Genomic DNA, 11,250 nt, shown 5'->3' on the forward strand with positions numbered 1-11,250 from the left:
CGGCAATTTAAACTTCTTTTAATTTTCCTGATTCAATTCCTACCTTTCCAAAAGAAATTGAATCAGGAAAAGTGCTGCATTGTTCCGGGAGTTTTCGCATCCAGATGGTCAACATTGTTCAATTCAACCACTCGATGTTCTCCATTAGTATGGAGCTCAATTCGGCTAACGGAGGTATTTTTAGTTACCTCCCAGGAAAAATAATCGCTGGATGGCTTATTCGCAATCACCGTCCAAAAGGCCCGGATCAGTCCGCCATGGGTAATGGCTGCCACCCGCTGTCCATCGTGCTGCCTCAACAGCTTAGCAATGAATTGCCCGGCACGCTCCAGCATGTCCTCATTCGTCTCTGCCCCTTCGGGTAAATAATCCCAACTCCAGTTCTCCGGAAATGGTTTGCCTTCCCACAAAGTCAAGGAACGCTCGCGCAACAGAGGATCTGTAACAAATTCCATCTCGGGATGAAACTTTAAAATTTCATTCGCTGTATCAATCGTCCGCTGCAGGTCGCTTGAATAAACCAAGTCCAGAGGTTCATCTTTCAGTTGAATGGCTAACTGACGCGCTTGCCTTCTCCCCAGCTCCGACAAGCAACCATGCTGCTGCCCCTGGCAAATATTATTTGCATTTTCAACCGTCTCTCCGTGTCGTATAATAATCAATTGAATCATAAGCTTACTTATAAATAACTTGCTGCCTGCCAAATAAAGCAGACAGGCGTGCACCAATTTAGACAAAATTGGAAAGATTCTGTTCATTCCAGATCAAAAACAGGCTTTTCCTTTACAAGGAAATAACCTTTCACCCTGTCAATTGTTACTAAAACGAATCCAAAAATATAAATTTGGTTGTAATTCATTTGAGCAAATGATACCTATTAAATACCGAATTTTCGTACAACCTTATTGATATAAATTAAATTGAATCAGTATGCATAAAATTTATCTCTTCTTTATTTTCATTTTCTTGTTGGGAATCAATAGTGTTTCAGCAGAGAACGCCGAAGCACGACTTATGCGATTTCCGGCAATCTCGGGCAACCAGATTGTTTTCACTTATGCTGGCGATTTATATTCAGTTCCTATGGATGGAGGTACAGCAAGAAAACTAACCAACGACATTGGCTTTGAGCTTTTTGCCCGTTTCTCTCCCGATGGAAGTCTGCTGGCATTTACCGGGCAATACGATGGCAACACGGAAGTGTTTGTGATGCCTGCTACGGGTGGAACTCCCAAACGACTAACCCATACGGCCACCCTGGGGCGCGACAAAGTTTCGGACCGCATGGGGCCTAACAACATTGTGATGAGCTGGACTCCGGATGGAAAAAACATAGTGTACCGTTCGCGCAAACAAAGCTTCAACTCCTTTAAAGGACAGCTTTTTCAGGTATCCATTGATGGTGGGTTATCTTCTGAACTGCCGCTGGCCGAAGGGGGTTTTTGCAGCTTCTCACCTGATGGCAAGCAACTGGCATTCAATCGTGTTTTTCGCGAATTCAGAACCTGGAAATACTATAAAGGGGGTATGGCTGACGACGTTTGGATTTTCGATTTCAAAACCAAGGCAGTCAAACAAATAACGGACAATGATGGCCAGGATATTTTCCCAATGTGGGCCGGCGACGAGATTTTCTTTATCTCCGACCGCGATCGTACCATGAACATCTTTGTGTATAACACCAAAACCGAATCGGTTGAAAAAGTAACCAATTTCACGGAGTATGATGTGAAGTTCCCATCCATTGGTGGCGACTACATTGTGTTTGAGAACGGTGGTTACCTCTACAAAATGAATGTGAATGACAAGCAACTGGTCAAGGTTACTGTTCACATCAACAACGATTTTACATATGCCCGTAATGAATGGAAAGATGCTTCCAAACGTATTACTGACGGTGACATTTCGCCCAACGGTGAGCGTGTCGCGTTTTCTGCTCGCGGCGAAGTGTTTAGTGTTCCGGCTAAAAAAGGGATCACCTACAACCTGACCAAAAGCTCAGGTGCCCACGATCGCAGCGCCGTTTGGTCGCCCGACGGCAAATACATCGCCTACTTGTCCGACCAGTCCGGGGAATTTGAAGTGTACATCCAGGATCAACTTGGCGAGCAGGAACCGATCCAGCTAACCAAAAGCGCCGACACCTACAAATTTAGCCTGGAATGGTCACCCGACAGCAAAAAGATCATGTGGTCCGACCGAAAACTAAGGCTGCGCTACATCGATATTGATTCGAAAAAAATAACCACAGTTCATACTGCTGAATATGGCTTGATCCGGGCTTACAACTGGTCGCCCGACAGCAAATGGATCACCTTCAGCTTACCAACTGATAACCGATTCTCGAAGATTGTTGTTTACAATGCCGACACCAAAGAGTTGCATGAAGTCACCGATAACTGGTACGACTCTGGCTCTCCATCCTTCTCTAGTGATGGCAAATACATCGTGTTTGTTTCGGCACGCGATTTCAACCCAACCTATAGCCAAACGGAGTGGAATCACGCCTACACCAAAATGTCGCGTATCTACCTGGCTATTTTATCCAAAAAAACCGCATCGCCCTTTGCTCCCGAAAACGACACCGTAAAAGTAGTAACCGACTCCAAAGAGGATAATAAGAAAGACGAGGCCAAACCAGCAGAGGGAAAAACAGCCGACAAAGCTGTAAAAATAGACATTGAAGGGCTCTCAGATCGGGTTGTTTCACTTCCTATTCCAGCTTCAAACTACTACAATGTGAACTGCGTAGGCAATAACGTATATTATTACGATTACGGCGATGAGCGTAATGCCAAACTGTACGACTTGGACAAGAAAAAGGAAACAGTACTGGGTAACTTCAACTTCAGCATTTCGGCCAACCACAAAAAAATGCTGGTAGTAAAAGAGAAAAAATGGGCCGTGATTGATCTTCCAACCGCCAAAGTTTCGCTTGATGAAACCATCGACTTGTCGAACATGAAAGTTTGGGTTGATTATCAAGCCGAATGGAAACAAATCTTCGATGAGAGCTGGCGCCAAATGCGCGATTTCTTCTATGTTGAAAACATGCACGGACTGGACTGGAAAGCCATGCACGACAAATATGCTCCATTAGTTCCCCATGCCCGTCACCGCGATGACCTAACTTACATTATTGGCGAATTGATTGGCGAACTGAATGTTGGCCATGCCTACGTGCAGAGCGGCGAACGCCCTGAGCCGACCCGCATCCAAACCGGACTTCTAGGTGCTAAGGTCAGCGCTGATGCATCTGGTTATTTCAAAATTGATGAAATTCTGGAAGGCGCCAACTGGAGCAAAGAATTGCGCTCGCCACTAACAGAAGTAGGAGTCAACGCGAAAGCAGGTGACTACATTGTGGCGGTAAACGGCGTAAGCACCAAATCAACCAACGATCTTTACACCATGTTGGTTGGCAAAGCAGGCAAAGAGGTGGAACTGAGCATCAACAGCAAGCCATCGGAAACCGGTTCGCGCAAGGTGTTGGTGACTCCGATTGCCGACGAGGCTAATCTCTATTACTACAATTGGGTGCAAAACAACATCAAAAAAGTGAGCGAGGCCACAAACGGCGAAGTGGGTTACATCCATGTGCCAGATATGGGACGAGCCGGCCTTAACCAATTTTCCCGCTTGTTTTATCCCCAGCTGAATAAAAAAGGGCTGATTATAGACGATCGAGGAAATGGCGGCGGCAATGTTTCGCCCATGCTGATTGAACGTCTGCAGCGTGTGGCTCAACGAGCCAACGTCCGACGAAATATCAAACATCCCACTCCGGTTCCAAACCAGATGGTTCTTGGTCCTAAAGTGTTACTGATTGACCGCTACTCGGCTTCCGACGGCGATTTATTCCCCTATGCCTTCAAGCATTATAAACTGGGAACAGTTATTGGGACACGCAGCTGGGGTGGCGTGGTCGGTATTAGCGGATCGCTTCCGTTTATTGACGGCGGCGAACTCAATAAGCCAGAATTTGCGTCTTATTCTTCTGAAAAAAGCGAATGGATTATCGAAGGTCATGGTGTTGATCCGGACCTTGTTCTGGACAACGATCCTTACCAGGAATACCTTGGCAATGATGCCCAATTAGAAAAAGCAATTGAGCTAATTAAAGCCAAAGTAAAAACAGAATACAAACCGTTACCACCGGTTCCTCAAGCACCGAATAAAACAAGATAGTCCAATCAAACAACCAGAGAAGGAGGTCGATACGGCCTCCTTTTTTTAGCTGCACGTCTAAAAAAAAGCCTCCATTTATGGCATTTAAATCAATTTTTAACAAATCCTAAGAGCACCCCAATTACATCAGGCATACTTTCATCTCAGGCCTTTTTCAATTCTGTCTATTCTAAATTCAAGTTGCGTTAAAAGCAAGTCAACCATCTGCCAACAAAGCTATCGGAAGCTCTTTAATGAAAATAAACGGTCTGAAGTGTTCCAATCTAAGGTTTCTGCCTTACCTTTGTCCCCTTCTTAAAAACAAAAAAATCATAACCATAGAATTATTACGAGATGAGCCTGGAGAAAAAACTACTGGAGCGCAGCGGATCGGCATGCGAATTATGTGGATCAAACCAAGAACTGAAAGCTTACGAGGTACCACCTAAAACCAATGCTTCAGTTGACGAAAGCATTCTTGTCTGTGCAAACTGCCTGACACAAATTGAAAATCCGGATCAGTTGGATGTCAACCACTGGCATTGTTTGAACGACAGCATGTGGAGCCAGGAACCCGCTGTACAAGTAATGGCTTGGCGCATGTTAAACCATCTTCGGGGTGAAGGCTGGGCACAAAACCTGCTAGACATGTTTTACCTGGAAGAAGAAGTGCTGGAATGGGCTAAAACAGGACAAGACACCGGTGCCGAACAAGATGAAACACCCAAGCATGTTGACAGTAATGGAGTTCCCATTCTAGCTGGCGACACGGTTGTACTTATCAAAGACCTGAACGTCAAAGGAACCAGTTTTGTGGCTAAACGCGGAACTGCAGTACGCGGAATTTCACTGGTGCACGATAATCCCGAACACATTGAAGGTCGTGTAAACGGACAACAAATTGTTATTTTAACCAAGTTTACCAAAAAAACAAACTAAGAGTCTGGCAGGTTATCGGTTTTAGTTGCACCAAATAACATCAACAAAGGCAGAACAGTCGGTTATTCCGACTATTCTGCCTTTATTGTATTCAATCTTCTTTTTGCCTCTTTGATCACTTCCATCGGCTGTTTTCCCAGTTAGAACCTGCTTCCTTACTCAAAAATGTCCATGCCACAATACGGCTGCTTTTTTGGCCTTGCCCCATCGGCAAAATTTCCACTTCAGTGGCTCCCGCTTGCTTCAAGGTGCGATAGACGGTCGGCAGATTTTCCTTCTTCGAAATTAAAGAAGAAAACCAATAACAAGAATTAGCAAACTGCCGGCTTTGTTGAATCATTCGCCGGACAAAGCTCGCCTCTCCCCCTTCGCACCACAATTCATTGTGCCGACCACCAAAATTCAGCTTGACCTTACCGGGCTTTTGCTTGTTTAAATTATGCAGTTTCCGCATTGTTCCTGCCTGCGCCTCAGCCGCAGAAGCATGAAACGGGGGGTTACATATCGTCAGGTCGAATCGTTCTTCGGCTTCAATAATGCCCCGAAAAATATCGCTGACATTTGGCTGGTGCCGAAAGTTTATTTTCCCGATCAAGGCGTGGTTTTCAGCGACAATAGTAGCAGCTGACTTCAAAGCCTCGGGATCGATATCTGAACCGATAAATGACCATCCATATTCCAGCGCCCCCAAGATGGGGTAAATACAGTTGGCTCCAACGCCCACATCCAGGCAAGTAATGGCGCTTCCGGTGGGAATCTGCCCCTGATTTGAATGAGCAAGCAAATCGGCCATGTGGTGAATGTAGTCGGCCCTGCCCGGAATGGGTGGGCACAAATAACCCTCAGGAATATTCCAATACGCCAAACCATAATTGGCTAACAGCAAGGCCTTATTTAAGGCTTTTACCGCTTGAGGATCTGCAAAATCAATGGATTCATCACCATAATCATTCAGCCCTACAAAAGGCTCCAATTCCGGACAAACGGCAATTAGCCAGCTGAAATCATATCGCCCGCGGTTTTTATTTCGTGGATGTAAGTTCGGCTTTTCGCTCGAATGAACCTTCTTTTTCGGATGCATGTAATTTGACTTTGCTGTGGCTGCAAATTTAACCGGAGTTGGCTGCAAAAGCAAGTCATTTGTCAGAATCCCATAATTTCACGTTCGTCCTGAATTTCAAATCCAGAGTCTTCCTTAAGCAAGCAAGCTTTGACTACTCCTTTCCGTTGACAACTGGAACAATCTGTTGCCAATGAGATCTTTTTCAGGATAAGTTATTATGAGTTTTTCAAGCTTTTACTATCTACCCGCGAAACTCGGTGGGGCTTTTTCCGACTTTATTTTTAAACAAGCGGCTAAAATAATGGATCGACTGGAAGCCCAAGTCGTAACTGATTTCCTTCACACTTTTATCGGTCACCAACAAAAGCTCTTTGGCCCGCATCACCTTTAATTCGAGGTGATATTTGTGAGGCGACATGCCGGTGTAGTTTTTAAACATCTTACGAAAATAAGAATAGCCAATATTGTATTCACGCGCCAGTTTTTTCATATCCAATTGCAGAGCAACCTGCTCACGGATCTTGAAACGAGCATCCTCAATAATCGTTTCAATACGTTTCCCGGTAAATTCTTTCTGTTTTTCTATGGAAATGAGTTGCCCCAGCATTTTTACGATCAAGCCCGACGTAATTTGCTGAAAGCCGGGCTTTTCGTCATTTACTAGGTCAAAGATCTTGTAGTAAGTATCGATCAATTCCTCGCGTACCCCAACATTTAAAACCGGCTGATTACGATTAAACAGCGGATGCTTTAACAGACGGGAAGCCAACTCGCCATTAAACCCGATATAATGCTCCTGCCAGCCGCTTTTAAAATTCGGCTTATAGCGATGCCAAATGCCCGGCTGAATCAACACAACAGCTCCTGCTCGAATGGGAAACTTTTCATCATGGGTTTCAAAAGTTCCGCTACCTTTTGTAATGTAAAGGAGTTGATATTCCTGCAAAATCCGGCCACTCTGCCAGCTGAAATAATATCCACTCGGATGCTTCATCGGAGGATAGCTTTTCTCGGGATTTGCCCAATAAACACCGGCAACATTCAGATATAGTCCCCAGCTTTGATCCTCCTCTCCTGCCGTCAAGTATTTAAAAAAATCATTCATAATTGGTGTCAAAAAGTGCAAATAATCCACCAGATTGTGTATTGCCTTAATCTATTAATCAAGCTACCTTTGAAATCGAACTAGTAAACAAATAAAATCAAAATTACTAAACTCCTGCGTCATCACAGGACTAATCGAACTAAACTATGCAAGCTATTCTAGGAATTATTTTTCACTCGCTCGGTGGCGCTTCATCCGGAAGTTGGTACATGCCATATAATCTTGTAAAGAAATGGCGCTGGGAAGTCTATTGGATTATTGGAGGACTCTTTTCATGGTTAATTATGCCTTTTATCGCCGTGCTGTTAACTACTCCGGAATGGCAAGGAATATTATCAGCCGCGAATTCGTCTGTCGTACGTACGACTTATATCCTAGGTGTTCTTTGGGGAATCGGAGGGCTTACCTATGGCTTAGGCATTCGCTATCTTGGCATGTCGCTTGGCAATTCGGTGTTACTTGGAATTACCTCATTGGTTGGATCGTTAGGCCTACCAATTCTTCGCGATGTCGGAAATTTAGCAGACATTTTACCTGCAGGAGATTCAATTACCAATATGCTGGCAACTCCCAGTGGTCAAGTGGTTTTGTTCGGTATTCTTGTACTCATGATCGGGATTGTCCTTTGTGGGAAGGCCGGTCTGATGAAAGATAAAGATCTTGTAGGCCATAAAGATGGTGTTAATACGGAGTTCAAATTGACAAAGGGTTTAATTATTGCCGGCATCTCGGGTATTTTAAGTGCGTTCTTTAGTTTTGGGATCGATGCCGGTAAACAGATGGGCGAAGCCGTTCGTGAAATTGCCGTTTCTAATAATTTTCCATTTGTTAGCGATGGCACCTATCTGTTTGAGAATAATATCATCTTCTTAGTGATTCTTTGGGGAGGGCTAACGACCAATTTAATCTGGTCGGTCGCGCTTATTATTAAAAATAGAACCGCTGGCGATTTTGTTGATTCATCGTCACCATTACTAAGAAATTACCTGCTCTGTGCATTAGCCGGTACAACCTGGTTCCTTCAATTTTTCTTCTACGGAATGGGTGAAACTAAAATTGGCAATGGAGCCAGTTCATGGATTCTACACATGTCTACAATTATTCTTACAGCGAATTTCTGGGGATTTTATCGAAAAGAGTGGGCTGGCGTTTCAAGCAAGACCCGAGCCACCATTTTTCTTGGAATTGGTCTAATTCTAATATCTATAATAATTATGGGTATCGCTAAAAGCGATTTTCTAAATTAAAACACGAATAGTATGAGTCGTTTAGCATGTAAAATGTACCTGAACGAGGGCCAGAAGGCTGAATACAAAAAACGCCACAACGAAATTTGGCCCGAGCTAAAAAAACTCCTGAAGGATTCCGGAGTAAGTGACTATTCCATCTTTTTAGATGAAGAAACCAACACCCTTTTTGCCTTTCAACAAATTAATGGTGAAAGCTGCTCTCAAGAGTTCGGGCAATCCGACATTGTGCAAAGGTGGTGGAATTTCATAGCCGACATCATGCAAACCACCCCCGATAATTCACCAATAAGCATTCCTCTTGAGGAAGTTTTTTACATGAAATAAATCAACCTCAAAAATAACATGAGCGAAACAGTAAAAGCGGCATATGAACTTGCCAAGAAAGAATACGCCTTGCTAGGTGTAAATACCGATGAAGCCATTCGCAAAATGGATGAAGTAATCATTTCACTTCATTGCTGGCAAACCGACGATGTGGGCGGCTTTGAAACACCCGATGCCTCCCTTTCCGGAGGTGGAATTCAAGCAACCGGAAACTACCCCGGAAAAGCAACCAGCCTGAACGAAATGAAAGCAGACCTTGAAAAAGCCTTGTCTCTACTCCCCGGCAAACACCGACTTAACCTGCATGCCATTTATGGCGATTTTGGAGGCGAAAAAGTCGATCGCGATCAGATTGAATTAAAGCATTTCCAAGCTTGGATTGACTGGTGCAAAAAAATGGGAATCGGCATGGATTTCAATGCCACCTGCTTTTCGCATCCCCGGGCAGCCGACGGATTTACCTTATCGAGCAAAAATGAAGACAACCGGAAATTTTGGGTTGAACACTTGAAGCGTTGTCGCGCCATTTCGGCCGAGATAGGCAAACAGCTGGGAACTCCCTGCGTGCACAACACGTGGATTCCGGATGGATCGAAAGACATCCCGGTAGATAGAAACGGACACCGTGCCCTATTAAAAAAATCGCTGGACGAAGCCATCGCGATCGATTATCCAAAAGAATACATGAAAGATGCTGTTGAAAGTAAGCTTTTCGGCATTGGAGCCGAATCGATGACCGTCGGCTCACATGATTTCTACCTCGGCTATGCCATTCAAAACAACAAACTGATCTGTCTGGATATGGGCCATTTTCATCCTACCGAGCAAGTTGGCGATAAAATTTCATCGTGTCTGCAATTTGTTGACGAACTACTGTTGCACGTTTCACGCCCCGTACGCTGGGATTCAGACCATGTTGTTACCTTAAACGAAGAGGTACAACTGATTGCTTCAGAAATCATTCGAAACAATTTCCTTAACCGAGTAAACATTGGGCTGGACTTCTTTGATGCCTCCATCAACCGGATTGGAGCATATGTGATTGGAACACGCGCAGCCAAAAAAGCATTTCTATATGCCATGCTCGAACCAACTGCCATGTTAAAAGAACTTGAAGAAGCTGGTCAGAACTTCGAGCGACTGGCCATGATGGAAGAGCTAAAAACCAAACCATTTGGAGCAATATGGGATTATTACTGCCTGCAAAACAAAGTTCCTCCAGGCGACAAATACATTGGCGAAATTCAGCAATATGAAAAAGAAGCATTAAGCAAGCGTAGTTATTAATTTTCTTATTAGTTGATTGATGCAAGGTAGTTGTTGGCGGGAAATCCTGCCGACAGCCACTTTGCTTCTCCAACTATCTCCACAAACTTCAGCCGGATTCATTAAGTCAAACCACTTCAATTCGCCCTATAAAGAGAACAGCCTTGAAAACAAGAAAGAACACGATTTCAATCGTATGTTTTTTAAACCTTTATTAGCATTTGTTTGCATTTTAACGACCAGAATTCTCCTATCTTTACGCCTCTTTCATTAAAAAAATTAGTTTGAATACAATGAACCGAATTCTGGTACTATTAGTTATCCTACTTTTTGCAGCAGGCTGTAGCATGCAAGCAAAACTAAATCGAGACTTCAAAGGAGAACATCTGGAAGAAGCTACCAAAGCCTTTTCAGATATACCCGCAGCAAAAATCCCCATGAACAACGGGCATACGAAACATATTTACACCAAAGAAGAGCGACTGACGGGGACAACCATCAACCAAGGCACAAAAACATTGGATCCGATCCATTCACCATCGGTAACGAAGGTTGAACAATTCATTTTTATTGTTGATGAAAATGGATTGATAATCAGCACCCAGTATGAAAGCAGCTATAAAAGGCTTTAATTGGTGATAATATTTTTAAATAAAAGTGTCGTGATTATGGATTTTTTTATAGTTTTGCACACACGTTTGAGACACGGATAATGCATTCGGTCACGTTCGAAAAAAATGCCCAGATGGCGGAATTGGTAGACGCGCTAGTTTCAGGGACTAGTATCCTTCTGGATGTGCAGGTTCGAGTCCTGTTCTGGGCACTTTTATCTAAAGCAACGATTTGAAAATCAAATTGTTGCTTTTTTATTTTGAATAAAATATAAATATTACAGAAACAGGCGAATATAGGGATCAGTATAAATTTCCGGTGGAGTAAAAATTATTATCATCTTTGCTTTATATTCTTTTTTACCGATCAATGAACTCACTGGATATGCAACAAAAAACTGTACGGCTAGTTAAGAGTTACGCTGCTATTCTTTGATTATTATTTAGCTGTTCAAATTCGTTTATTGTTTTGTACCCTAAAGCCGAATGCCTTCTTCGTTTGTTGTACCAGGTTTCGATCCACCG

At 43.6% G+C, this 11,250-nt stretch carries 9 protein-coding genes and 1 tRNA gene; 7 read left to right on the top strand and 3 right to left on the bottom strand.

Annotated elements, in window-relative coordinates:
- Nucleotides 1-62: 62 nt before the first annotated feature.
- On the bottom strand, nt 63-671 hold the full coding sequence (locus ACUNWA_RS05845) for a histidine phosphatase family protein (RefSeq protein ID WP_445590953.1): 609 nt from the start codon (nt 669-671) through the stop codon (nt 63-65).
- 259 nt (nt 672-930) lie between these two features.
- On the opposite strand from ACUNWA_RS05845, the gene ACUNWA_RS05850 reads away from it, so the two are divergent.
- Both ACUNWA_RS05850 and ACUNWA_RS05855 read left to right on the top strand, forming a co-directional pair.
- The gene (locus ACUNWA_RS05850; RefSeq protein ID WP_445590954.1) at nt 931-4,188 is read left to right on the top strand and encodes a S41 family peptidase; all 3,258 of its coding nucleotides are present in this window, start codon (nt 931-933) and stop codon (nt 4,186-4,188) included.
- A gap of 333 nt (nt 4,189-4,521) precedes the next feature.
- Nucleotides 4,522-5,106, top strand: coding sequence for a PhnA domain-containing protein (locus ACUNWA_RS05855; RefSeq protein WP_445590955.1), 585 nt, complete (start codon nt 4,522-4,524; stop codon nt 5,104-5,106).
- Between the two features lie 115 nt (nt 5,107-5,221).
- Here the strand turns inward: ACUNWA_RS05855 and rlmF are convergent, their stop codons facing one another.
- Together rlmF and ACUNWA_RS05865 are read right to left on the bottom strand one after the other, a co-directional pair.
- On the bottom strand, nt 5,222-6,187 hold the full coding sequence (rlmF, locus tag ACUNWA_RS05860; protein ID WP_445590956.1) for a 23S rRNA (adenine(1618)-N(6))-methyltransferase RlmF: 966 nt from the start codon (nt 6,185-6,187) through the stop codon (nt 5,222-5,224).
- A 223-nt stretch (nt 6,188-6,410) separates the two neighbouring features.
- Entirely contained in the window at nt 6,411-7,274 is an 864-nt protein-coding gene (locus ACUNWA_RS05865) for an AraC family transcriptional regulator (protein ID WP_445590957.1), read from the bottom strand.
- Between the two features lie 146 nt (nt 7,275-7,420).
- Between ACUNWA_RS05865 and ACUNWA_RS05870 the strand changes: the two genes are divergently transcribed.
- From ACUNWA_RS05870 to ACUNWA_RS05890, 5 genes are all read left to right on the top strand, one after another.
- Nucleotides 7,421-8,521 (top strand): L-rhamnose/proton symporter RhaT, encoded by a 1,101-nt coding sequence (locus ACUNWA_RS05870; RefSeq protein ID WP_445590958.1) that lies wholly within the window; start codon nt 7,421-7,423, stop codon nt 8,519-8,521.
- Nucleotides 8,522-8,533: 12 nt separating this feature from the next.
- Entirely contained in the window at nt 8,534-8,848 is a 315-nt protein-coding gene (gene rhaM, locus ACUNWA_RS05875; RefSeq protein ID WP_445590959.1) for an L-rhamnose mutarotase, read from the top strand.
- Between the two features lie 18 nt (nt 8,849-8,866).
- A complete protein-coding gene (locus ACUNWA_RS05880; protein ID WP_445590960.1) occupies nt 8,867-10,135 on the top strand; it encodes an L-rhamnose isomerase in 1,269 nt (422 codons plus the stop codon).
- A 263-nt stretch (nt 10,136-10,398) separates the two neighbouring features.
- The gene (locus tag ACUNWA_RS05885) at nt 10,399-10,746 is read left to right on the top strand and encodes a hypothetical protein (protein WP_445590961.1); all 348 of its coding nucleotides are present in this window, start codon (nt 10,399-10,401) and stop codon (nt 10,744-10,746) included.
- A 107-nt stretch (nt 10,747-10,853) separates the two neighbouring features.
- Nucleotides 10,854-10,937: transfer RNA gene (locus tag ACUNWA_RS05890), tRNA-Leu, on the top strand.
- The last annotated feature ends 313 nt before the right edge of the window (nt 10,938-11,250 follow it).

Source organism: Sunxiuqinia sp. sy24, from assembly GCF_052677165.1.